Genomic DNA, 23,891 nt, shown 5'->3' with positions numbered 1-23,891 from the left:
TAATATGAATTACATACAAAGCCACCCACTTCATAATGAATTGGGTGACTTTTCTTTTCATGCAGTGGATGTATGCGGTAAATTATTCATATCATTCTGCTGACGGATCTCCTTCTCCTTGGATCATGATATCGATTTGGCGAACCTCGCTTGCAATACCTTCTACAACCGCAACAACGTAAACAGCGTATTTCGTATTATATTTCTCTACGAAAATGTGATTGGTAAAAGCGTTCTATCCAATATGATTAGCTTATCTTCTTTTAAAATAATCATTGTAAAGAGCCCTTCGAGAATGAAGGGCTTCTTTACCGAATTACTTCTGCATCTCGTTTGCAATCCGACCCATGAACTCTTCAGCAGCACTATAGCCGAGCTGCTTGAGATACCAATTATTCGCCGCTGCCTCGATCAAACCTGCTACATCGCGTCCCGGCTGAAGCTGGACTTCTATATGCGGTATTTGAACGCCGAGATATTCCGTGAACTGTGGTACTACCTCTAGCTCATTGTTCAGGGAATTCTCCTGCCACGGAGATAGCTCAATATCGAGCACAATTCGCGTCTCGTCCTGAAATGCCCTGCGCCCATATTGGCGTACAACATTGATCAGTCCAACGCTGCGTAGGGCAAGGAACTCGCGTGTAGTCTCATTATGTGTTCCGAGAAGCGTCGACGGGCCCAGCTTCTTAAGTACGACAATATCGTCCGCCACAAATCGGTGACCTCTTCCGATAAGCGTATGAGCTGTCTCGCTTTTGCCAATTCCGGATTTACCCCTGAGCAGGATGCCTATGCCGGATACATTCATACATACCCCATGGATCGACACCTCCGGCGCCAAATTCTTCACCAGATAGCTGTCCAGCTTGCCGATAAATTCCGTTGTCGTCTCGGGCGTCCGCAGTAGCGGTATGCCTTCCTGATCACAAAACAAGGTCAAATAGGGAATCTCCTGCTGTCCTGACGTCACAATAAAACATGGCGGATGATATTTAACAACGTTTCCGATATGCAACTTGCGTTCCTCTATAGTAAGCGTCAATAAATAGGTAATCTCCTTACGTCCGAGTACTTGCACCCGCTCCATAGGGAAAAAATCAAAATACCCTACAAACTCCAGTCCCGGTCTGTGCGTTCGTGGACGGGTAATCACGCGATCCATTCGGCTTGCTCCCGCAAGTACTTCCAATTGGAATACCTCCGTAAGGCTTTTAACAGTGATCGTCTTCATGTGTCTCTCCTCCTACGACAGGGTGTACTCCTAGATACCCCTGATGTTCAGCACTTTGGTTTTTCGGATATATTCCATAACCGATCGGTACATTCCTGCTAATGAGGGCCAACAGGCGGCCCTTATATCTAAAAGTTCTTTCTCTGAACCGGTATCTACACCTCGCAAATAGAATCAGCTTGACTCTCGTCTACCCAATGATATTTTTCAATGCATGGACCCTCAACTTGTTCAAAGTTCGCTGAAGGAAACCACTCAGAATAGATCCGTCTCCAACCTATCTTCCATGTAGTCGATAGCCTGACGCAGCAATACTAACGTCTCCATCATTTCTCATCTCCTTTCTCCTTCAGTCTAAGGGTAGTAGGGCATTGGTTCCTGTCTTGTAATGCTCCGTTTTGTCCTGTAAAACTTGCTGTTCCTTATGACATGATACTTCCCGTGAAACAACAAATCAACACAACCATCGACTTCAAGATCCTCAAAGTAATCTTGAACGACATAGCACATATCCTTCAATCACTCGTCATCCATGATGAAGCCTTCTACTAGATATTCGTTCCATCTAACGACAAGTTAAACGAATCTAGGTAGGATACTAGACACGTTCGGGCAATTCCTAGATGCCGCCATATTCCCGACACAATCAGCTGATATATTAAGTGTGTAGCCGCCGAACACCATAATAAAGAATACAAAACACTCTAGGAGGAAATTAATATGAAAAGAACACTAACCATCGCTTCACTTGTACTCGCTATATCTACTGTCGGGGGATCTGCCTATGCAGCCAGTGACATCGAAATCGGTAAGACCAATAAATCCAGTATAGCTTCAACAGGTATCGTTCTTCTGGCGACGGAATCATCTAAAGCAATCAGTATAGATGAAGCAGCCAAATTGGCTGACGACACGAACTTCGTTAAAATGGCTAAAGAGAAAGGTATTACGCTAGAGGAATTGTTCGCTCAGCTTGAAAAGGAAGGTAAGGTCACTAAAGCTGTTGCCTCAACTGAAGCTGCAAAAGCTACAGGTGCTATCGACTCAACGATGGCTAGTGAAGTAACTGCAAGTACACCATCCAGTGAAGCGATCAGCCTAGACAAAATGGCAAAAGAACAGGGCATCACGGTAGATGAACTGATCGCTCAGCTTGAAAAAGAAGGAAAACTTATGAAAGCTGAAAAAACAACAACATCCACACAAGCAGAAAAAATCAATAAATAACATATAGAGCGCTGCTAGAGCTGTCACAAAAGTAAACTTCTAATCCGGAGAGCTTTTGGGACAGCTCTGTTGTTCAATAGAATGAATATTGGTTACAATAATACTGTGAAGCATGATTATGGAAGGATGGGTTATTTCCTTGAAACGAGTATTGTTAGTTGAAGATGAGCTGCCAATCGCAAGCTTACTTCAGGCATATTTGGAAAAAGAGAATTATGAAGTAATGTGGAATTCGGGTGAGGGTGAAATCGATGTGATGGAGCAGTTTCTCAGTTGGAAACCCGATCTCGTATTGTTAGATCTCATGCTTCCGAATGATCAGAACGGAATTGACATTTTATATAAAATTAGGGAACTAGGAAGCTGTCCCGTCATCATTCTTACGGCACGCGGCGCTGTACCAGACCGTCTTCAAGGATTTGACCATGGGGCGGACGACTATATTTCCAAGCCATTCGATCCCCAGGAAGTCATGGCCCGAATTCAAGCAGTACTTCGCCGCTCAGTCTATATGATAGATTCGAATGTTATGCGGCTCGGTAGTTTGGTTATTGACGCGGACACTCGGACGGTTACGGTCGGAGCTGAGCAGGTCCCTGTGCTTCCCCGCGACTATCAACTGCTCGAATTTCTAACGGCGCATCCAAATCAATGCTTTGAACGTGATCAGTTACTTAATCAAGTGTGGGGAATGGACTTCGAGGGTGGGGATCGTTCTGTCGATACCTCCATTAAACGGCTACGTAAGAGTCTTCAACCATGGCCTGCAAGCGAGGGTGAAATCGAAACGATTAGAGGAATGGGGTACAGTATACGTGTTTACTAAGTATCCTGGTAAGTCCATACACAACAATGTAGAAGCTCAACCGCATGCTACCTCTGTTTCCCTTGTGCGATATTGGACATGGCGCTATATGATCATTCTACTCATTATGCTTATGGGGATAGGTTTATTTGGTATGTACTGGATTCGAACGAGTACTGTGGAACAACAGTTTCAGCTACTTGAGGCGAGATCTGCCATGATGAGCGATTCATTTGGCAAAATGGATGATTTCCTGCAAGCCACTACAACGTCACCTGCAAATTCTATAGAAAAGATTCCAACAGCCCCCAAGACATCAGAGAATATCCCATTGCAGGAATCCGTCCCTTCGATCCCCTCAGAACTCGTCCCTTCGATTCCCGATGGTTATCAATTTCAATTATTTAACGTTTCAGGTGAGATGATTTATCTTTTTAGCAATGCATACACGGAGGAAGGAGTTTACCTCAACTCCCCGCCTAGACAAAACGAAGTCCTTTCAGGTGAAAAAATTCGTGATAAGGTCGACACACAGTCAGGAAAGTGGCTACGTGTTGGTGTGCCCTTCTATAAAAACAACCAAATTTCAGGAACACTCTATATGACCGCCCAATATAACGAGGGTCGTTTGCCCCAAATATATGGTCTCATTGTCGTTACAGTTGGGCTTATTTCCTTGTGCGGCTGGGCTGTCGTTTTCGTATTGTCCCGCTCTCTCACAAGGCCGCTCATTCAACTAGCTAGTGCAGCCAAACAACTTTCATCAGGTAATTACCAGCCGTATTTGCCTGATCCGAGCCTCGTCAGGGAAAGTGAGATTAGTGAGCTTATTCAAGCTTTTCACGAAATGACTGGACGTCTAGACCAACTTGAACGTATGCGGACCGATCTGCTCGCAGGAGTCTCACATGAATTGCGTACGCCAATCACCTCAATCCGCGGTATGCTCCAAGCCATTCAGGAAGGCGTAGTCACGGGTAGCAAAGCTAACGAGTTCATAAATATAGGATTAAATGAGGCAAAGCGGATGCATGTCATGGTGAACGATCTGCTTAATTTCTCTTCAATGGAGTCAGGTGTGATTCACCCTGAAAAGTCTCAGGTCTTGCTTCAGCCGTTATTAGAGGAGATTATTCAGCAGTTCCATACCATTCAAACATCTCCATCCGTTCAAGTGGAACTTGATATGCTATCTTCCAATTCGGTATGTATCTGTGATCGATCACATCTGAAGCAAGTTGTTCTCAACTTGCTTAGCAACAGCGCCGCAGCTGCGGCTACAATCATCAAGATTACTGTAAGAACGACTGAATCTATGCTCACTATCGATATTTCTGACAATGGCAAAGGGATTGCTCCTGATGAAGTCCCATATATTTTCGAACGCTATTACAGAGGAAACAGTCGCCGCAAGAAGAAGCAAGGGCTCGGCCTAGGATTATCGATCTGCCGCTTACTCGCCCAAGCTAACGGCGGAACAATCGAGTTACTGCAAACAGCATCGACAGGTACCGTATTCCGGCTGTCATTTCCTCGCGAATCGCACTAAAAAGGTTAATCATTATATAAGGAAGTCACCTTAAGAAAGGAAAGTACCCAAGTGAGTAAGGCTTAATATTTCGCCATAAAATATTAAGACTATAGACACGATAAGGGGAATGGCTCTTTGCTAACGCTTCACTCGTTGTAAATTCATTGAGAGATAGTCTAATAAGTCAGCCTCCTATTTCTGCATGCTCAATAGTTCAGATTCAAATTTTTCAAGCTTTTCAAAAACACCATCAACCCATACTTGGTCATCCCATAGTTTTGGATCATGAAGTTTTCTATCAGCGGGATGTCCTGTTACGATAGTATCTACACCATCTTTGGTTCCAAAGTACAAATCAACCATTTTTAATGTCTTGTTTTCTGCTTGAACTAACATTTTGAGGGTCCTTCCTGACCCTTGGTTCGCAAAGCGGAGAAAGATGCGGGAGGTACAGCCCCGAGGGGTGCGGAGATCTACAATCTGTCTGGAATATCGCACCTCCTTGAATACAGTAGCTTCCGCTACTTCTCGTAGCATATTAAGAAGTAGTCGGCATTACACCTCGTTAAAGAGTCCTATTCAAAAATAGAGCCCGCCATTCTCCCAAAGAGAATGGCCCGACTCTATATCTGTTAAGATGTGTTTCTATTACCAAAGGTTCAACTGCACCTCATGCAACCTTGTTTTAGGGTAGCCGATGAATCGACCATACTGTATCCGTACTGAAACCAAGCGTTAGACCGTTAGCTTCGTAATATAATCCAACTTGGTCACCTGCTTGCAGCTCTACATCACCGGATAGCGTCACCGTCGCACTACTTAGTACAGTCCTTATAGTTAAAACTAACGCCACATTGACGTCCAAGATTGGCATATAACCTTTTATTAAATCAGTGTTGCCATTCTTCTTTACGGTAAAAACTGGATCAACCCCACGTCCTAAGCTTGTACTAACTGCAGTGTTAGTCTTATAGTTAACAGTGGCATGTATGGCATACTTGCCAGTGGCCGGCACCGTAAATATCCCTGTAGCAGGATTAAATGTAGGGCTTGCGTAATAAGGAGACGCCTCACTCCAATTCGTAAATAACGTGCTACTAGCGATTGAGTATGTCGTACGCGAAACAGAAAATCCTTCCGAGGCAAAAGAATTCCCCACTGGCCCTGGATCTCCTTGTGGTCCCGCAGGGCCTGCCGGGCCTTGTGCTCCCGCTGACCCTGGATCTCCTTGCGATCCCGCAGGGCCTGATGGGCCTTGTGCTCCCGCTGACCCTGAACCTCCTTGTGATCCCGCAGGGCCTGATGGGCCTTGTGATCCCGCTGGCCCTGAACCTCCTTGTGATCCCGCCGGTCCTGATGGGCCTTGTGCTCCCGCTGGCCCTGAACCTCCTTGTGATCCCGCCGGTCCTGATGGGCCTTGTGCTCCCGCTGGCCCAGTCGCTCCGGTATCGCCTTTTTCGCCCTTGACTCCATTGCCTTTAGAATTCTGCGATTCTTGGACAACCGATGGTTGAGTACTGATGGTGATGGTTTTCATGGTGGAATTCCATTCTACTTTTGCACCGAATAATTCGGCAATAAAACGTACCGGTACCATAACCCGGTTCTGAATGATCTTAGCAGGTTGATCGAGCGCGACCTTCTCCTCTACATCACCGACTTTAGTGCTGGCGGTCGGGTTGCCGATAATCAGCGTACCCGATGCATCTCCTTTAAAAACCGCTATTGTTTGTGTAGAACTATTCCAGTTAAGAGACACGCCAAGCGAGTCTTCAAGGACCCTCAACGGCATAAGCATGGTTCCTTTATGGACAACGGGTTCGACGTCACTCGGGATTAGGCTATCATTAACTATAATAGAAATCTCGGCCACTTGGCCGACCGGAGCCGCCTGAGCAACAGGAACTGCAAACAACGTCATTACAAGCATAAGTACAATGGATAATTTCAGTCTTTTTATTTTTATCACTTTACTTCCCCCCACATTTATGCATTTTTAGTGACGCGATCGGATCCGACTCCCATTTATTGGGGGTCGTGAATTTTGTGACGCACTACGTTTTTTTGGTTTAAACATATAAATGCTTCCCTCACGGCAACAGGTTTTTATTATTTCACTTGCCTACCGTATGGGGAGCATATCAACCTTTGGGGATATCCCCGTTATGTTAACACTGCAATTAAATCAAATTCAATTTTTACAGCAATCGCTGCACGATCGCCGTGACCTCCACTCTTGTCATGAAAGCCTTCGGTGCAAGCTCCGTACTGCTTCTACCGGATACGATGCCGGCATTCAAGCAGTCGACAATACTGGCCCTCGCCCAGTCAGAAACATCCGATGCATCCGCGTAAGCTTGGAGCCGTATCTTGGTGTTTGGAGTCTGGGACTTTCCTTTCGTTATTTCCATCGCTTTAGCGATCATGACCATTGCTTGTTCACGAGTGATCTTATCCTCCAGTCGGAATGTACCGTCCTTGAAACCGTTGATCAAGCGATAAGCCGATGCGGTGTGAATGACGTCGTTAAACCAATCCGCATCCTTAACCTCCGGGAACGGGGCTGTCCCGATTTCCGGCTTAAGGCCGAGCCCGCGAACAAGAATAGCAGCGAATTCAGCGTGCGTAATATCATCATCCTTGCCAAAAACGGTGCCGTTCCGGACACGCTTTGTCCTGCATAGATACTGAGCGTAAACACAATTCCCGAGCTCCCGTAATCCACCATATACAAGTCAATTTGATTCAAATAGCCGGACTTACCCGCCGTAAAGCTTTGAGCAAGTCCGTTCGCCCGATACGCGCCCCCCCGGATCCCCTGCTCCGGATGTTTGGTCAGGCGGATCATCGAAGACGTCGTCCAGACGTAAATACCTTCCTTCTTTTCCGTATGTCCCCCATTCATTATTTTTCACTTTCTCCTCTCTCAATTTTGGAGTTTATTCCATAATCACCGCTAGACGGACAAAATTAATCATTAGATTTCTCAAAAAAACAGGTATTCGATTACATTAATTGCGGCTCCCTGACTCTAGCCGGTAAATAATATTTTAATATAATAATCCAATGATTTTTGTAATCCCAATTACAAAATAATAAAAATAGTTGAAATATTTTTCACCGTCACTTATGATACGGTTCTCCGTAACACTCAAAAGGCGAAGTCTTCCGTTTTGCAGGAGGACTTCGCCTTAAAATATTAAGACTATAGACACGATAAGGGGGATGGCTTTTTGCTAACGCTTCACTCGTTGTAAATTCATTGAGAGATGGTCTAATAAGTCAGCCTCCTATTTCTGCATGCTCAATAGTTCAGATTCAAATTTTTCAAGCTTTTCAAAAACACCATCAACCCATACTTGGTCATCCCATAGTTTTGGATCATGAAGTTTTCTATCAGCGGGATGTCCTGTTACGATAGTATCTACACCATCTTTGGTTCCAAAGTACAAATCAACCATTTTTAATGTCTTGTTTTCTGCTTGAACTAACATTTTGAGGGCCCTTTCTGACCCTTGGTTCGAAAAAGGTAAACTTACGTAGTAGACATTTCCATCAAGTTTCTTGAACTCTGCTTCCTTAAATTCATTTTCTAAACCGAATCTCACACCAGATCCTCCGTTTAATTCCCTTCTTTGTTCTAATTCCAACATTTTAATTGTAAATTTAAGAAGATTCTCATTAGAGATGTAGTTTTTAAATGATACTGCTTTTTGTTCTGCAATAGCTCCGCTATATAAATTTAAAAAAGCTTTTCCAAATGTTACAACGGTTTCTTGATCATTATCACTAATTTGGTTTCCTTTAATTGAAAATTGTTGATTTGCTAGGTCTCCTAATATTTCTACTGCTGATTTCTCAGGTAGTTCAAGAGAAACTTCTTCACCTGGAGGGTTATTATTTGAGCCAGTAATTTGTTCTAATTCATCTATTCCCTTCATTTTGGGATTTGCTATCAATCCAATCCCAACTGCTATCATAATGACAATGGAGAACACAAGTACCCAGAACCTTGGTTTTCTATAATTTAACACGTTTTTAATCCTCCCTTTTACATTTCCCTCACCAAAAGCAAGCGGACTTCCATTCAAAATATGTCTATCCGTAGCAAGCGTTAATAATGATGACGCGTAAGACTTTCTTATATAAATATCAGAATTCATCTTTTTCAGTACACGTTCATCACAGGAAAATTCCATATCCCTACTCATTAACATGAATGCTACCCATACAAGAGGATTAAACCAGTGCACGGACAATACCAAGAAGGCTACTGGCTTAATGATATGATCATATCGTTTAATGTGAGTCTGTTCGTGTAGCAGGATGTAGCTGTGCTCCTCAACATGAAGTCCAACGGGCAAATAAATCTTTGGTCGTATCAAGCCATTATACATAAAACCCAAATATATGACCCAATCTGTATGTAAATCTGCAAATGATTCACACTATCCCCAACAGTCAGTGCTGGTAGTGTCCCGCCTACAAATGAATCGACCACTTCTATCCCACTATTAATCTGCGGACTTTGCTGATGTATACTATCTTGAGGGATTGGATTCCTATCCCCATTCCTTGGCAATAGACTAAATACACTCTCAAATGTGAATGGATTGATAAGCCGAAAAGCTACCACACCCCATAAGGCATAAGAGATGACCTTCGGGGCTTTTTTAAGTAATAGCCTGATTATTATCACAACAAGAATGACATAGCTTGCTGTAAGGCTCATGTTTAAAACAGAAAGAAATAGTTCGCTCATTATTCCCCCCCCTTATGCTCATCAATCAACTTTTTCAGCTCCTCTGCTTGGTGTTTACTTAATTTTTTTCCTCCCATAAACGCTGTTAAAAATTTGGGAAATGACCCTCCGTAGGTATCTTCAACGAAACGTACGCTTTGATTTGCGTAATATTCATCCTTTGTAATTAAAGATGAAACAACTGAATTTTCATTTTGAAAAAAACCTTTTTCACACATTTTTTTCAGCACGGTATAGGTTGTGGACTTTTTCCAATTCATTTCTTTTTCACATAGTTTCACAAGATCACCAGAACCAATCGGTTCGTTTTTCCAGATTAAATCGGTAAACTTTATTTCGCTTTCTGTAAGTTTGTATCCTTTCATTTCACCCCTCCTTGGTCTATAGTCTATAACTTATAGACCAGATGTCAATAGTAAGCTACAACTTATAAAAAAATTTCCTAATCGCTTTGTTTATCGCACGAAAAAAAACCACCAATTAAGAGTAATAACCCCTTATCCAGTGGATAAATTAACTTTACATATCTATTTCAAAACTACTCCTGATTTAAACTCAATGGTAAGCTTATCATCCTAAACAGTTATTTATTCTACTAGCCGTCTCACCAGTTGCTCTTCATTTTCCTGAAAGTCGCATAACTGTTCATTCCACTCCCAGCAAGGAGTCTATACCAATAATTTCGCCCTATTTATGATACGGTTCACCGTATCATAAATAGGGCGAAGTTTAAGAGCACCCCATTTTAGAAGCCATCTCATATATGTATACCTAGATTATACATTTTATCTATTAAAATCCTTAGAGAATTCACTAAAAAACCCTTGATATGCTACATCATACATTTCTCTTAACGTTTGATCTGTCATACTAATTTCAAATAAATATGCTATCAGTTGTTCATAACTAATACCAATTTGTCTAGGAAATTCAACGATCCAATCATGGTGGTCTCTACCATCTAATCCATGTAGAGCAGTATTTATCCTTTGAACATCTCTGCCACAAACTAATGCTAATTGATTTCGATTCGACTTTGCTATTCTCTTTAGCAATATTTCAGGAGCTTCTTCCCCTGGCAAAAATGTATAATTCCAATTATTCCCTTCTAATGCGGTACGATTTCGTTCGTCTCCGTCAAATAACCCAAATAATTTGAACCACGGACCAACGAAAGGAAAATCATTTATTTGATGTATAATTTTACCTTTTGATCCAATGTCAACAATCTCATACTCTTGTAAAATACTTGGATCAAACCTGCCTAACCAACATTTACTTAATTCTCTAGCACAACGATCTTCAACCAATATTACTCCTAATCTGTTTGATTTTAGTCCAAGTGAGTACATGTATTCCGAACCATAAGTCGGTGTAGTTATCTCTACAGACTCATTGACTCTAGAAAGAAGTCGAATATGTTCCATAGGTATATTTTTAATAATACTTGGGGAATGTGTAGTCAGTATTATCCAAAGACGCTTATCGGCGGCAATTTTTGCAATGACATCAAGTAATGCTTCTTGTGAACGAGGGGCTAAATATGATTCTGGTTCTTCCATAAGCACAACAGAATTTTTATCTATACGATGGAGATTCCATAATAAATAATGAACCGAAATTTCCCCCAATCCCATCGCCTCAGATCCGTATTCCGCACCGTCAGATATAACTTTAAAATAAGGAATTATTCCATAACTGTTTAATTCTAATTCGAATGTTTCACATGATTGATAGTCTTTCCCAACTATGTAAGAAAGAAGTCCTCTTTCTTCATCCGATGCCTCCCGTGGCATCTCAGCCTCAAGCAATTCATTAAGATTTGGCATATCGGAAAAGATATCAATCATTGATGGTGCATGAATCGAACCATCTATCCATATCGACTCAACATCGATTGTCTCTGGATCTGATTCTACTACGCTTGATGATACGAGAACCCTTCTCGTAATCGTTGAACCGGCATTAAAAAACTCACCAATAAGCTGTGACCCTTCAAGCTTAACATTAATCGATTTGAATTTTGTTAGGCGTTCAGAGGATAAAACACTTGATATAGCATTTAATAATGTGCTCTTACCTACACCATTACCACCACATATTGCTGTTATTCCACCTAAAAATTCAATATTACCTGTTCCAAGACCTTTTAAACTTTCATATGTGATTTTTGATATTTTAAATCTATATGATTTTTCATATAGGTTTCTCCAATTATCTTCAATTCTAGCTGTTCTCATAACACAACTCCCCATTCAGAGCTGTCGATATAATTTAACAGTGCATTCTCTCTATCCACATCATCTTTAATAATGTACCCAATAAAGGAATCTACTTTGTTCAATTTATTATTATCTATGTTCAAATTTAAACCCCTACTATATATACGGAAACAAATCCATATCACCGCGTCACGAATTAATATTGAAGAGACATCAGCAACTCTTGAACTTGAACGATCTGAAAATAAGTTAAATAAATCAAAAGATACCTGTGATGGGAGATCAAATTTAGTGTGTCCCAGTTTATAACTATTTCTTGATGTCTCAAAACTATAAATAAAGTTGCCGATCTCCAAAACTTCTCTTTTGACTTGCACCTCTCCGATCTGCGTTAGAAATATAAGCCAACTTAATAAAGTTGCTTTATTAAATCTAATCGAAGTATCAAAATATCCAACTGCTACTGAGAATAGTTCGAGTGATTTTTTAGCTTTATTAACTGCATAATCACTAAAACCGGATTCATCTCTAAATTTGTCTGCTAGAACATTTGAAGTAACTTTCCCCATCAGACTTCCGGCATCAAGATATAAGCACAGTCGAGCTACCACATCATCATATGCCATCCTTGAATTAGAAAATCCTATATCCTTTCTTGTCAGCCCAGTTTCGTGAAAAAATTCTACAATTAATTTCACTTGTTCTCGAGCTGGTCCATAAAAAGCATTCCTTTGTTCAGCTGAAGTTAAATTTGTTGGCTGATTAAGTCTAAAGAAAAGTTCTCCTGGTTCACTCGGAAGATAATCAGTGATGCTATAAACTCTAAGAGTGAATTTATCAAATCTTCTTCTCCAAAAATCAGGAAGATCATTGTAATAATTACCATCTAATTTCATGATGTCTTCATTTAACGGTTCAATATTACCATCTATTGATATATCGCCATTAACAAAATCCCGAATTGCCACCAAACGCTGTTGCCCATCCAATACGTCTTGTTTTCCACTCTCTTTAATCTCAACCACGTGAATGGGTGGCACATGCCATTCTCTTAATATACTGTCAATTAACCTGACCTTTTTCACTTCACCCCAAACTTCTCCTCTTTGAAAATTTGGTTGCAAATTAATATCGCCATCAAAAATTCGACTTACTATTGTTCTTATATCAGGATCCGAAGGTATAAGTCTCATTTATGCATCCTCCTAAAGTAAATATATTCCTATTATAGTCTTTATATTGGATTAATTATATAAAATCCCAGCCTACTTATGGTACGGCTCACCGTAACATTTATAGAGCGAATTTTAATGACACATATATGTTTTTAATTCTTAATAAAACTGCAATTCAAAATGTTATCATAGCCATATTGTATAATATACCACCCTCTTAAATGCTCCTTATAAATATACACCTCCCTACGGCAAGTTAGCTTTTCAATCTGTATATGCTAAGTCTGTTATTTCAACTTGATAGGAGATGTAAAGTGGTACTATGATTAGGAAATACTAATTTTTACGTTCTCATAAATAATCAAATCACTCATAGAATGACACCCATTCATTTCCTTGAAGTATTACAATTTGTAATCTATACTTGGTTACATTGAAATTAATACTTGAGGTGACAATATGAAGTTAACAGAAAATTCGTTGAACTGGGCAAAAAAACATATTACAAAATATTATGATTCGGATTTTTATGTGAAACCCTTCGAATTTAAAGCTATTTGGTCAAACTGGAGTGAAGTATTGTCTTATCTTTCTAGCACTGAATTAGAAATCTTAATAACATCTGTAAAACGACCGATTGTGCATCCAACACCAAAGCATTCAGGCGGCTTTAGGATGGTACATCAATTAGACCCCTTAGATACTATTATCTATACAGCTATGACCAGAGAAATTGCAGAAATTGTTGAAGCTAAAAGAATTGATACTACAGAAGATGTAGCCTTTTCTTATCGAATCAATATAGATGAAACTGGAGAACTTTTCGAAAAAGGAAACGGTTATGGAAAGTTCAAGAATAAGAGTATTTCCCTATCTGATTCATATAATTATGTACTTGTAACTGATATAACTGACTTTTACAATCAAATTTACCATCATAGACTTCAAAACTCTATTCAATCTTGTGGTACTGGACTAGATAAAATCTCAGTACTCATAGAAAAGTTCATGATGGAGCTCACCAATAATGTATCACGAGGAATACCTGTTGGTCCACCTGCAAGTATTGTAATGGCCGAAGCCTTATTAATAGATATAGATGAATTTATTCAAGGAAAAGATTTACCCTATATCAGATACGTTGATGATATTCGTATCTTTTCAAATTCCAAAGAACAACTTAATACACTCTTACATGAGTTAACTGCATATCTGTATTCAAATCACAGATTGATTTTATCTAGCTCAAAAACAGAACTACTAAACTCTGATGATTTTGTCTTTAAATATATTGATGATCCTGTAGAGTTAGAAAAAGTTGAAATACATAACGCTATAAAAGAATTAGATTTAATCGTGACCGGAGATTACGGATTCCTTGAGATGACACACACTCTTGATGACCTTCCAAATGAAAGTAAAATAAAAGCACAAGGGTTGGCTTTTCAATTACTGATTGATAGGATTGTTAAACTTGATAAACTTGATTTAGGACTCTCACGTCATATATTACGTCGTTCAAAACATCTTAAAAGTCGAGCAATACTAAATACTCTTCTTTTAAATTTCGATTTCTTTACACCTGTAATAAGAGATGTAATATTGTATCTAGAATCAATCACTACTGATAAAATGTTTGAACATAACCTTCCACTTTTTGAGGATATTATTTCAAACTCATCTGCTGCAAGAGTTCCTCATATAAGGTATTGGTTAAGTTACTACTTCGCATCAACAAAATTCACAAAGAAATCAACACTGCTTTCTCAATTTGTTTCACAAAGTTCATTACGGGAACAAGGTTTATCTGCTATTACCCATCAGAAAGTATCATGGGTTCGTGAAAATAAGGATCGCATTGATCAAGTAGGCCCTTGGGAAAGAAGAATGATACTTTATTCGAGTCAGATACTAAGTAAAGATGAAAGAAACCATTGGATGAATGCTATAAGTAGACGAGACGATATAGTTGATCGGTCTATTGCTCATTACATTAAATCTTTACCATAACAAATTTAACACTTAGCGTTACTTCTTATTTAATTCTGATTCGCACTTGTATTTTGAAGCTACTGAAACTCCCCGCAGTGATGACTCAAGTAACCAAGATGAAAGTGACAATGACTGAGGATTTCTAATATCTATTAAGGTATCATCCTAAATTGACCTATCCATTGAAGCAGTAAATTTCACGACTCACAAGGGTGAACGACCAAAATTCTGCCCTACCTATGATACGGCTCACCGTAACATCTATAAGGCGAAATAAGAACACCATTTACGGTGTTCTCCCAAAACAATCTATTATTCTACAATTTCTATTTCAATTTCAATCTGAGTCTCAATCATAGTCTCAACTCTTGCTCTTATTTCATCATAAATCTCAATATCCCGATTGATCGCTTCGAAACTCACTACCAAAGAGTATGCAGCTTTTATATTAGGATCTTTACTCCAGCCTGGATGTCCAATAACTGCTATGTTAAATCCGCCCGTTAATTGATGAGATTTGAGAACTGCCCAGTCTTTCTGAAGAGTACTTGAGCTTCTTGAAAGCCCCTCAATTCCAGTATCAACTCGACTTCCTATAGTCCAGGGGATACTAGATTCATCATCTCTATCCTGATGATTCCTACCATGTAACACTCGATTACTAAATGAATCCGTAGACTCTCCAATATTACTTGTTTTCCAATCTAACCATGATGATAAATATCCACGCACCTTCTTCCTTGTTCTTCTTGGTTTAGCCACATATGATAAAGTTATTTCAACTAAAATATCATATTCCTCGCCAACAGATCTTAAAGACTCAGGAACAGGGACTTCGTAAATATGTGCATCACGAGCAAAGATATCAGTACTTCCAGAAGTTACAAGTGTCACTCTGTAAGGAGTGTTAGTAGTCGCACGATCTAAATCGGGAATGCCATATCCAAGATGCCTAACAATATTTTTCCTTTCACTATGTAGCTTTGCTAATGCCCACTCTGGCCATCTAGCAGATTGTGCTATTAACGCTCTATAAAGTAATGTTGGTTCAGCAGGAAGTAATTTTTGTATCATGGCAGCGATATGTGTCACCTTTGGAGCCGCAAATGAAGTCCCAATTCCATCATTTGCAAATGCTGGTGGTGATGATCGCAATAATTCTGGACAAACTTCTGGAGGTGAAGTGAAGTTTGCTGGATTACCATTATCCACTGCATATGTTCCACCATATTCAACTACATCAGGTTTTATTGTATCCCATATTCCAAGTCCCGTTGCAGAAAATGCAGAGGGCCAGCCACTCTTACCGAGAGATTTTTTGTCAACTTGATCTAAATCAGAATGACAAATCGAACCTACAGTTATAGATTGTAAACTTTGGGCCGGACTGGGCATTCGACAGGATCGTTCTAATAAATACTCCGGATAATTCCTACCTGCGTTTAAATGTTGACTAATTCCGATTCTGAATGGTCCGCTAAAATCTACATATATGTTGCCTGCAGCTTGAATGAATAACACGTCATTATTATAGGATAAATTATCCATTTCCGCAGCCCAAGAAGACATGTGTTGTACCTTAAATGGGCCAAAAGCAGTTATTGAGTGATTGTAAATTCTAGTATTATTTGAATAAAACTTCTCAACTATCTTCCTCAACAAGAGCGGAGGGAATAGTCTACTGGGCATAGCATTAAATTCGTTTAACACCCTTGCATTTTGTATCCAAAATGGAATAGGAAATATTCCATCTCTAGGTATTTCTCTAGGATAAAGTACAGCTCCTGCTACCCTTGTTCCATGTCCGCCCCCCGCCACCCTATCTGAGACATCCACCTCACCGGGTAAATAACAAGTTGACATTGTCGAGTCAATTGCAGATGCCAGTAACCTGTGGCCTTCTGATATCCCACTATCAATAATACACACTTTAGGTGCATCCTCTTCTGGAGGTATAATCTCTACAGTAGATTCATATTGGCCTGGGTCATTAGGATCTCCTTCTCTGAAATTAACCTCCTCTGGCTCAACTACTTCAAAGATATAAGGAAAATTTAAAGATATATCCTTTAACCCTTTACCATTCACTTTTACTCTTGCAGTAAAGCTATCAGATAATGAAGCAAATCCCCCATCTTCTTCAGTAATGGAAATAATTTCTCCACCGTGTTCTTCAATAAATCCTTCCAGTTCTATTTCTCTCTGAATCTTCAACTCATCAACTTTCATATATATATCTTGAACTTTTACTTCCCATCTTCTTTGTCTGATAAGCAGGTGTTCATCGCTTTCCCCTTCATTGACCTCAATAGCTTCTGGAATCACAAAAGTTCCTAAGCATTCTATTCCCAAGTCTACAAAGTATAGATTGGCTTCATCAATTCTAGACCACTCAGAATATAATTTTTCAGAAAGAATTCTACTCAAACGGAGATCGACATTTTCTACTCCATATAATTGGTGTACTTTTGCTATACTTCCTGATCTAGGTAAACTACGAGAAAAAGCCTCTAACCTATCTAAAAAGATATTTAAATCAACATCTTTAGTTGCAACAACAACAAAACCATCTTCTTGTTCGGAAACTATCTCAAAGCCAAAGGAGCGTAAAAAATCCAAATCCACATTAGGATCTATTTCTAACAAGATTGGGATTGCTAAAGGTAGTTGAGGCAACCCTTCACGCTGCCTAGTTTCTATTCTCTGGTTCCATAACGATTTAATACTTGAAACATTAGTTTTAAGGAAGTTCCCATGTCCAACACGGTTAATATTATTTTGTTTTGTTATCTCTGATGTCTGCCCACCACCTGTTAAGTATGCCCTATCTTTGATCTTCAATGGTAAAGATAAATGGCTGAATTTTTGTTGTACCATTAGCTACTACCTCATATTTTCATAATTTTTTGTTTGACTTATTACGTTAACTAGGTTTTCAAAAGTTACAGTATCATTGCCTTGAAGGATACATTCCTTGGCAGAATTTTCAGCAATCTTAACAATCTCAGCAGCTGAAAACCCTTCGAGTTGCCCTACTATTTGATTCCAATCAACGTTATTTGATATTTTCATCAATGATAAGGTCATTTTTACTAGTTTTGATATTTGGCCTTCACCTGGTTTTGGTAATTCAAAAGCGTCATCAAATCGTCTAAACAATGCTTTATCCAATGAACCCTGTAAATTTGTCGTTGCAACAATCAAACCACTTCCATTGAATTCATCTAATAATTGTAATAGTGAATTTACAATACGCGGCATTTCACCTACATCCTGACCAGAATCTCTTGATCTTGCAATAAAATCACATTCATCCAGTAAGAGTAAACAAGGATTTTCGGCAACTGATTCGAATAAAGTCCTTAGATTTACAGCAGATTCACCTAAGTAGGATGACAAAATCGAATCAAATCTTACCTTTAATAGAGGCAAGCCAGTATTCCAAGCTAGTCTTTGTGCGCCAAGAGTCTTACCACAACCAGGCGCTCCATAAAGAAGAATTTTTTTGCGGTGTTTTAATCCAAATTTAGCGAGCCTATCCCTTGCAGTAAATTCTTTCTCAACAGTTACAAATCTTTGCTCTACGTCATTTGGCAGGACCATATGATGCTCCAGTTCATTTCTAGGAATCATTGTAGCTAATGGCTGATTGTATCGCCGATCCATTGGCAAGTTTATTAAGGTTCTCTTTTCACTCATATTCGAATGAGTATTATTAGGGACTATCCCTAAATTATTTGAAACTACTGTAGAATCTAGTATATTATCTAATTGTTTAGCAAGTGCTTCGTGTCCCTTTTTCTTTTCGTCTTCAATAATGACATCGGCAAGTTGTCGAAGGCTTTTGCTATCCGTTTCATTAATTGCTTTAAATAGCCTCTTCATCAATGAAGCATTCATACTTTGTCCCACCCTTCTAAGGAGATTTTGGATCCATTGAAATCTGTGAACTTACCCGATCAATTAACCAAATAAATTTTTTACTTTGATTTTATCAATACCTTTATCATACCTCACATTTCTTTTCAAGTCCCAATATTATATGCAAGAACCAATAAGTTTTACATACACGTTTAACTTTGATTGTCTGCTACGTATAGTTAACATTCTTTTCGCTCTATTTATGGTAAGGTTCACCCCGATTAATCTTCACCGCCCGGTACACCTGCTCCGTCAGCACCAGCCGCATCAGCTGATGCGGCAACGTCATGCGCCCGAAGCTAAGCTTCTGCTGGGCGCGACGCAGTACTGCATCGGAGAGCCCATGGCTGCCTCCGATGACGAATACGACATGGCTCGTCCCGTAGGTACCGAGCTTGTCGATCTCAGCGGCCAGCTCTTCCGAGCTCCATAGCTGGCCGCCGATAGCGAGCGCAACGACATGCGCCTCGCTCTTAATATGTGCAAGGATGCGTTCGCCCTCGCGCTCTTTAACAATAGACACCTCAGCTTCGCTTAACGTATCAGGTGCCCTCTCATCCGCTACCTCCACCATCTGGAACTTGATGTATGGAGTAAGCCGCTTCGCATATTCCTGGATGCCCAACACTAAATACTTCTCTTTCAATTTGCCAACGCCAATAATCTGAATAAACACCTTAATCCCTCTCCCCACTGGTATGTATTCTTTCACAACAACACCCTACGGCTATCTAACTTTGAAAACACCCTATTCACTCATAATCTTCTCAATCTTAATTCTTGCATCTATACACTCATCCTTACAATTCACACTGCTACTTGTCCATTGTACTCCCTATTGTCTTTGAATCTTATTTTCCATGCTTAGCAATAACGCTTATCATTCTTCTTTATCGTGCCCTTATTTTTTTCACTATCTCTATCTTTATCTTTACCTCTTACTTTAGTACTTACTTTTATACTCCCACTGGTATTGATGGTACTTATATTCGTACTTCTATTAGTATTCATATCCATTTCCGTACCTTCACATAGACTGTCTTCATCCTTGGCCTTTATCTTTATCTTTATCTTTATCTTTATCTTTGTCTTTATCTTTGCCCTTGTCCTCGTCCCTGCCCTCATCTCTTACTCTCACCCCAACAAGACTCACATGAAATAAGAAGTCTTCCCCCAATCCTACTACCCATCCCACCGAACGTGAAAGTAGCACCCTCATCCAATTGTCCCGATAAACGTGCGTAGCAGCGCAGAGAACGGAATTGTTCTGGAGAAGCGTAAGCGTTCGCCTAAAAGCTTTCTGTAAGAAAGCTACTTCGTAAGCATCAACTCTTTATCCCCGGATTTCCACCGCTAACAACGGTAAATTCAAAGAAATCCGGGGATAACAGCGATCGGAAGAACAATCCGTTCTCGGAGCGGTCTCACACATTCCCGTCTTCGAAGCGCCCTCCACGTCATCCCCTACAAACACAAAAAGGGCGCCACTTTCACGCCCCTTCTCTCACACCACCAAATACTGCGCAGCATGCTCACACTCAATACATTTCACTGGCGGATCCCAGTCGGAGAATTCGGTCTCCTTCAAGTCTACAATATCTGGTGCGTCTTCATATTCATCAACGAATTTGTCGATCGCAAGTTCTACATGATCTTTGCATACTACGTACATGAATGAAAGCATCCTTTCTGTCCTACACTCTGCTGATGTTCCATCTATTATAACCCGAATTCGCCCATAACACATCAATAAACTACATAGAGTCCACTATTCGCTATCTTCATCCTGCTACTCCGCTAACCGTTCATTCCCATCACGCTACTCCACAGGCTTATCGCTAAGCGTCAGCTTCACAACTTTCAATACACCCTCGCGATAGAAGGTAACTTCTAGAATATCACCAATTTTCCGCTCATCATAGAGGAACTTGCGGAGCTTCATCGTTGATTTAATCGGTATATTGTCCAACTTAGTAATAACATCATTCAACTTCAAACCTGCATCTAGCGCAGGACCAACAGCATCCAATACCAAGACGCCATCCTTGACATCACCTGGTAGTTTCAAGCTCTTACGTTCTTCTGCATCCAACGGCGCGAATGAATTGTTGATATCGACCGTATATACACCGATATAAGGTCGCGTTATTTTGCCTGTTAACATCAATTCATCAACGATATGCATCACATGCTTGCTCGGGATAGCGAAGCCAAGTCCCTCAACGCCCATATCGGATATCTTCATCGTATTAATTCCAATCACTTCACCGTTCAGATTCACCAAGGCACCACCACTATTACCTTCATTAATGGCAGCGTCTGTCTGTATCACTTCTTGCTCCCAATCGTATACGCCGTCCTTATTCATCGACACTGGAATAATCCGATTCGTGTGGCTCACTATTCCAGAAGTAAGTGTATCTCCTAACCCTAACGGGTTACCGATAGCAATGACTGTCTCTCCTAACCGAAGTGTACTCGAGTTGCCGATCTCAGCGATCGTATGTATCTTCTTCCCATCAATAGAAAGAACAGCAATATCGTTAACCACATCTGTTCCCACCAATGTCGCTGGGATCAAATCTCCATCCGTCGTCATCACTTCCAGCTCATCTGCTTCTGAGATGACATGATTGTTCGTGATAATATAGGCTAGACCATTCTCTTTCTTGAATATGACGCCCGACCCCAGACCGGATTCATCTAAGTCTAACTCATCCTTCTTCAGATCCTTATAATTAGCAATACTCACCACGGCTGGACGTACCTTCGCTGCTGCCTGGATCAATCGTTCAAAGGGATCCGTCTCCATCTTGATCGGTACTGCACTCACTGCAGCTACCTCTGTAGTTGAATTAGGTACTTCAGTAACCAGACTGAATAATAATACAGCGACCATTGCACTGATCACCGAACTAATCACAGATATTTGTAACGTGGACATTCCTTTGCTATGAGCTTTGGACCAACTTCCAGAATTGGGCTTTACTTTGGTATGCTCTTTGCTCTGTCTTGATACTTTGGTCGAATAAAATTCATCTTCGAACAAACCCATAGTAAATCCTCTCCCTTTGTTATTACCCTCTGACAACCTGACTATTTGATCACATACTTATATAACAGTCTTACAACCGTAAAAGTTGCATATTTTAACCACTTTATTTTATATATCACCAAATAACATCACTTTGAATATGAATTAGTCACTTTCTTAATAAGAAAAGTTAAAATTCATTCAGATTGGAATATTTTCGGATGGAACAGACTACACTAATAACAAGTCTCTGATTCTAGATTAATAATTTTCCAGTTTCATAGCTTTCTAGTTTCATAACCTCAGAGCGCTTCACAGCATATGTTCGTACTGTTCATTGTATCATATGTAGCGCAGCTACATAACCTTTTCACATTCATTTTCACTGGTTAATAGTGGGTACATTATCCGTTCGAGGGAGGGAATAATTCACACATGGAAAATAAAAATATTTCAATGGATATCATGCACATGATGGCCAAGCTCGGAGATATGAAGGACGAGCATTATCGTAATACCCTTGCCATAAGCACGATCATTGAACTTCTTGTAGACAAGGGGATTCTCACTCGTGAGGAATTGGCTATAAAAGCCGATGAACTGGATCAATTTATCATTTCCCGAAAGAAGACTCCCACCTCAATGAATATGAAGGGCGAAGCCCAATGAGTAGGTGGGAGATTAATTTCGGTTGGCGATAGCCAAATCCCTCCCCCATATGATATAATAGAACAAATGTTCCTGTTCGAATGGAGGTATGATTCATGTTAGTAAACAAAGCATACAAATTTCGTATCTATCCAAACAGAAAACAAGCAGAACTCATTCATAAGACAATCGGTTGTTCAAGGTTCGTCTTCAATTTTTTCCTTGCCAAACAGAAAGAAAAAGATGCCTATTGGTACATCGTTGAAGAAATGAGACAGAATGGTCAACTACCATCCAACAATTGGAAGGGTGCCTTTTTCAATAAATATGAGTCTGTCAAAGCTGTGCGTGAATTGAAAGAATATTATCCCTTCCTTAAAGAAGTAGATAGTATTTCCCTTCAAAAATCGGTCGAAAACTTAGCGGATTCATTCCAACGCTATTACAAAAAGCAAAACAAACAACCACGTTTTAAATCAAAAAGGAATTCTGTTCAATCTTATACAACCAAGTATACGAATGGAAATATAGGTGTCATAGGAAATCGCATGAAGCTGCCTAAACTTGGATGTGTTTGCTTTGCCAAAAGTCGTGAAGTCGAAGGTCGTATATTGAGTGCTACCGTCAGATGTAATCCATCTGGTAAATACTTTGTTTCTTTAATGACTGAAACCGAAGTAATCGAATTACCTAAAACAAACTCGATCATTGGAATCGATCTAGGCTTATTAGATTTTGCTATTTTCTCGGATGAAACGATCCATTCGAACCCTAAGTTTTTCTATATGTTAGAAAAGGAATTAGCCAGAGCACAAAGAATCATGAGTAGACGAAACATAGGTGGTTCAAATTGGTATAAAGCCAAAATAAAAGTAGCGCGTATTCATGAGAAGATTACCAATGCACGAAAAGATTACTTAGACAAGATCTCAACCGAAATTGTCAAAAACCACGACATTATTGGGATGGAAGATTTGTCGGTATCGAATATGCTTAAAAATCGCAATCTGGCTAAAGCAATCAGTGACATATCATGGTCACAATTCAAGAGTATGATTGAATATAAAGCGAAATGGTCCGGAAAACAAGTCGTTACCGTTGCTAGAAACTTTCCTTCCAGCCAGCTCTGTTCAAGTTGTGGCTATAAAAACATAGACGTTAAAAATCTCAGACTACGTGAATGGGACTGCCCAGAGTGCCATACCCATCATCAAAGAGATATTAACGCAGGAATCAATCTTAAAAATGAAGCCATCAGGCTTCTAACCGCAGGGACTGCGGGGCTAGCCTAATCCATAACCGACCGTTAGGTTGGTGTTCTTAGGAATCTCCCACTTCAA

At 40.0% G+C, this 23,891-nt stretch carries 22 protein-coding genes; 6 read left to right on the top strand and 16 right to left on the bottom strand.

Features of this window, described 5'->3' with window-relative positions; all coding sequences use genetic code 11:
• Nucleotides 1-316 precede the first annotated feature (316 nt).
• Nucleotides 317-1,234, bottom strand: a complete 918-nt coding sequence (hprK, locus tag ACP8HI_RS22815; RefSeq protein ID WP_438348408.1) for an HPr(Ser) kinase/phosphatase — start codon at nucleotides 1,232-1,234, stop codon at nucleotides 317-319.
• Between the two features lie 720 nt (nucleotides 1,235-1,954).
• On the opposite strand from hprK, the gene ACP8HI_RS22810 reads away from it, so the two are divergent.
• From ACP8HI_RS22810 to ACP8HI_RS22800, 3 genes are all read left to right on the top strand, one after another.
• The gene (locus ACP8HI_RS22810) at nucleotides 1,955-2,461 is read left to right on the top strand and encodes a hypothetical protein (RefSeq protein WP_438348407.1); all 507 of its coding nucleotides are present in this window, start codon (nucleotides 1,955-1,957) and stop codon (nucleotides 2,459-2,461) included.
• A gap of 139 nt (nucleotides 2,462-2,600) precedes the next feature.
• On the top strand, nucleotides 2,601-3,287 hold the full coding sequence (locus ACP8HI_RS22805; RefSeq protein ID WP_438348406.1) for a response regulator transcription factor: 687 nt from the start codon (nucleotides 2,601-2,603) through the stop codon (nucleotides 3,285-3,287).
• Nucleotides 3,238-4,815 carry a HAMP domain-containing sensor histidine kinase gene (locus ACP8HI_RS22800; protein ID WP_438348405.1) on the top strand — a complete coding sequence of 526 codons (1,578 nt, stop codon included), beginning with the start codon at nucleotides 3,238-3,240 and terminating at the stop codon, nucleotides 4,813-4,815. The genes ACP8HI_RS22805 and ACP8HI_RS22800 overlap by 50 nt, the downstream gene beginning before the upstream one ends.
• A gap of 174 nt (nucleotides 4,816-4,989) precedes the next feature.
• Here ACP8HI_RS22800 and ACP8HI_RS22795 read toward each other — a convergent pair whose 3' ends face one another.
• From ACP8HI_RS22795 to ACP8HI_RS22755, 9 genes are all read right to left on the bottom strand, one after another.
• Nucleotides 4,990-5,193: a hypothetical protein gene (locus ACP8HI_RS22795; RefSeq protein WP_438348404.1), complete on the bottom strand. Its 204-nt coding sequence runs from the start codon at nucleotides 5,191-5,193 to the stop codon at nucleotides 4,990-4,992.
• A gap of 289 nt (nucleotides 5,194-5,482) precedes the next feature.
• Entirely contained in the window at nucleotides 5,483-6,766 is a 1,284-nt protein-coding gene (locus ACP8HI_RS22790) for a stalk domain-containing protein (RefSeq protein WP_438348403.1), read from the bottom strand.
• Between the two features lie 229 nt (nucleotides 6,767-6,995).
• The gene (locus ACP8HI_RS22785; protein ID WP_438351952.1) at nucleotides 6,996-7,370 is read right to left on the bottom strand and encodes an S-layer homology domain-containing protein; all 375 of its coding nucleotides are present in this window, start codon (nucleotides 7,368-7,370) and stop codon (nucleotides 6,996-6,998) included.
• 186 nt (nucleotides 7,371-7,556) lie between these two features.
• Nucleotides 7,557-7,727, bottom strand: coding sequence for a hypothetical protein (locus ACP8HI_RS22780; protein WP_438348402.1), 171 nt, complete (start codon nucleotides 7,725-7,727; stop codon nucleotides 7,557-7,559).
• Between the two features lie 360 nt (nucleotides 7,728-8,087).
• On the bottom strand, nucleotides 8,088-9,194 hold the full coding sequence (locus tag ACP8HI_RS22775; protein ID WP_438348401.1) for a M56 family metallopeptidase: 1,107 nt from the start codon (nucleotides 9,192-9,194) through the stop codon (nucleotides 8,088-8,090).
• Entirely contained in the window at nucleotides 9,179-9,559 is a 381-nt protein-coding gene (locus ACP8HI_RS22770) for a M56 family metallopeptidase (RefSeq protein ID WP_438348400.1), read from the bottom strand. Before ACP8HI_RS22770 ends, ACP8HI_RS22775 begins: the two co-directional genes overlap by 16 nt.
• Nucleotides 9,559-9,924, bottom strand: coding sequence for a BlaI/MecI/CopY family transcriptional regulator (locus ACP8HI_RS22765; protein ID WP_438348399.1), 366 nt, complete (start codon nucleotides 9,922-9,924; stop codon nucleotides 9,559-9,561). The genes ACP8HI_RS22770 and ACP8HI_RS22765 overlap by 1 nt, the downstream gene beginning before the upstream one ends.
• 420 nt (nucleotides 9,925-10,344) lie before the next feature.
• The gene (locus ACP8HI_RS22760; RefSeq protein WP_438348398.1) at nucleotides 10,345-11,799 is read right to left on the bottom strand and encodes an ATP-dependent nuclease; all 1,455 of its coding nucleotides are present in this window, start codon (nucleotides 11,797-11,799) and stop codon (nucleotides 10,345-10,347) included.
• A complete protein-coding gene (locus tag ACP8HI_RS22755; RefSeq protein WP_438348397.1) occupies nucleotides 11,796-12,974 on the bottom strand; it encodes a DUF262 domain-containing protein in 1,179 nt (392 codons plus the stop codon). Before ACP8HI_RS22755 ends, ACP8HI_RS22760 begins: the two co-directional genes overlap by 4 nt.
• Before the next feature lie 441 nt (nucleotides 12,975-13,415).
• On the opposite strand from ACP8HI_RS22755, the gene ACP8HI_RS22750 reads away from it, so the two are divergent.
• Entirely contained in the window at nucleotides 13,416-14,966 is a 1,551-nt protein-coding gene (locus ACP8HI_RS22750) for an RNA-directed DNA polymerase (protein ID WP_438348396.1), read from the top strand.
• Between the two features lie 294 nt (nucleotides 14,967-15,260).
• On the opposite strand, the gene ACP8HI_RS22745 is transcribed toward ACP8HI_RS22750, so the two are convergent.
• From ACP8HI_RS22745 to ACP8HI_RS22720, 6 genes are all read right to left on the bottom strand, one after another.
• A complete protein-coding gene (locus ACP8HI_RS22745) occupies nucleotides 15,261-17,825 on the bottom strand; it encodes a S8 family peptidase (RefSeq protein ID WP_438348395.1) in 2,565 nt (854 codons plus the stop codon).
• A 6-nt stretch (nucleotides 17,826-17,831) separates the two neighbouring features.
• Nucleotides 17,832-18,848 (bottom strand): AAA family ATPase, encoded by a 1,017-nt coding sequence (locus ACP8HI_RS22740; RefSeq protein WP_438348394.1) that lies wholly within the window; start codon nucleotides 18,846-18,848, stop codon nucleotides 17,832-17,834.
• Between the two features lie 217 nt (nucleotides 18,849-19,065).
• Complete coding sequence (gene rlmH / locus ACP8HI_RS22735) at nucleotides 19,066-19,545, bottom strand: 23S rRNA (pseudouridine(1915)-N(3))-methyltransferase RlmH (RefSeq protein ID WP_438348393.1); 480 nt, start codon at nucleotides 19,543-19,545, stop codon at nucleotides 19,066-19,068.
• Between the two features lie 366 nt (nucleotides 19,546-19,911).
• Nucleotides 19,912-20,064, bottom strand: coding sequence for a hypothetical protein (locus ACP8HI_RS22730; protein WP_438348392.1), 153 nt, complete (start codon nucleotides 20,062-20,064; stop codon nucleotides 19,912-19,914).
• Between the two features lie 309 nt (nucleotides 20,065-20,373).
• On the bottom strand, nucleotides 20,374-20,541 hold the full coding sequence (locus ACP8HI_RS22725) for a CxxH/CxxC protein (RefSeq protein ID WP_438348391.1): 168 nt from the start codon (nucleotides 20,539-20,541) through the stop codon (nucleotides 20,374-20,376).
• A 147-nt stretch (nucleotides 20,542-20,688) separates the two neighbouring features.
• Complete coding sequence (locus ACP8HI_RS22720) at nucleotides 20,689-21,924, bottom strand: S1C family serine protease (protein WP_438348390.1); 1,236 nt, start codon at nucleotides 21,922-21,924, stop codon at nucleotides 20,689-20,691.
• Nucleotides 21,925-22,338: 414 nt separating this feature from the next.
• On the opposite strand from ACP8HI_RS22720, the gene ACP8HI_RS22715 reads away from it, so the two are divergent.
• Both ACP8HI_RS22715 and tnpB read left to right on the top strand, forming a co-directional pair.
• Nucleotides 22,339-22,572, top strand: coding sequence for a hypothetical protein (locus ACP8HI_RS22715; RefSeq protein WP_438348389.1), 234 nt, complete (start codon nucleotides 22,339-22,341; stop codon nucleotides 22,570-22,572).
• Nucleotides 22,573-22,667: 95 nt separating this feature from the next.
• Nucleotides 22,668-23,843, top strand: coding sequence for an IS200/IS605 family element RNA-guided endonuclease TnpB (gene tnpB / locus ACP8HI_RS22710; protein ID WP_438348388.1), 1,176 nt, complete (start codon nucleotides 22,668-22,670; stop codon nucleotides 23,841-23,843).
• Nucleotides 23,844-23,891: the final 48 nt, after the last annotated feature.

Source organism: Paenibacillus sp. FA6 (genome assembly GCF_051550225.1).
Lineage (GTDB): Bacteria > Bacillota > Bacilli > Paenibacillales > Paenibacillaceae > Paenibacillus_AQ.
This window is presented reverse-complemented; position numbering and strand designations above follow the sequence as displayed.

Bases quoted from the DNA above. Each gene is read 5' to 3' on its own strand.
- hprK (WP_438348408.1), bottom strand. From the start codon at position 1,234: ATGAAGACGATCACTGTTAAAAGCCTTACGGAGGTATTCCAATTGGAA.
- ACP8HI_RS22810 (WP_438348407.1), top strand. From the start codon at position 1,955: ATGAAAAGAACACTAACCATCGCTTCACTTGTACTCGCTATATCTACT.
- ACP8HI_RS22795 (WP_438348404.1), bottom strand. From the start codon at position 5,193: ATGTTAGTTCAAGCAGAAAACAAGACATTAAAAATGGTTGATTTGTAC.
- ACP8HI_RS22775 (WP_438348401.1), bottom strand. From the start codon at position 9,194: ATGTATAATGGCTTGATACGACCAAAGATTTATTTGCCCGTTGGACTT.
- ACP8HI_RS22770 (WP_438348400.1), bottom strand. From the start codon at position 9,559: ATGAGCGAACTATTTCTTTCTGTTTTAAACATGAGCCTTACAGCAAGC.
- ACP8HI_RS22765 (WP_438348399.1), bottom strand. From the start codon at position 9,924: ATGAAAGGATACAAACTTACAGAAAGCGAAATAAAGTTTACCGATTTA.
- ACP8HI_RS22760 (WP_438348398.1), bottom strand. From the start codon at position 11,799: ATGAGAACAGCTAGAATTGAAGATAATTGGAGAAACCTATATGAAAAA.
- ACP8HI_RS22755 (WP_438348397.1), bottom strand. From the start codon at position 12,974: ATGAGACTTATACCTTCGGATCCTGATATAAGAACAATAGTAAGTCGA.
- ACP8HI_RS22750 (WP_438348396.1), top strand. From the start codon at position 13,416: ATGAAGTTAACAGAAAATTCGTTGAACTGGGCAAAAAAACATATTACA.
- ACP8HI_RS22745 (WP_438348395.1), bottom strand. From the start codon at position 17,825: ATGGTACAACAAAAATTCAGCCATTTATCTTTACCATTGAAGATCAAA.
- ACP8HI_RS22740 (WP_438348394.1), bottom strand. From the start codon at position 18,848: ATGAATGCTTCATTGATGAAGAGGCTATTTAAAGCAATTAATGAAACG.
- ACP8HI_RS22725 (WP_438348391.1), bottom strand. From the start codon at position 20,541: ATGTACGTAGTATGCAAAGATCATGTAGAACTTGCGATCGACAAATTC.
- ACP8HI_RS22720 (WP_438348390.1), bottom strand. From the start codon at position 21,924: ATGGGTTTGTTCGAAGATGAATTTTATTCGACCAAAGTATCAAGACAG.
- ACP8HI_RS22715 (WP_438348389.1), top strand. From the start codon at position 22,339: ATGGAAAATAAAAATATTTCAATGGATATCATGCACATGATGGCCAAG.
- tnpB (WP_438348388.1), top strand. From the start codon at position 22,668: ATGTTAGTAAACAAAGCATACAAATTTCGTATCTATCCAAACAGAAAA.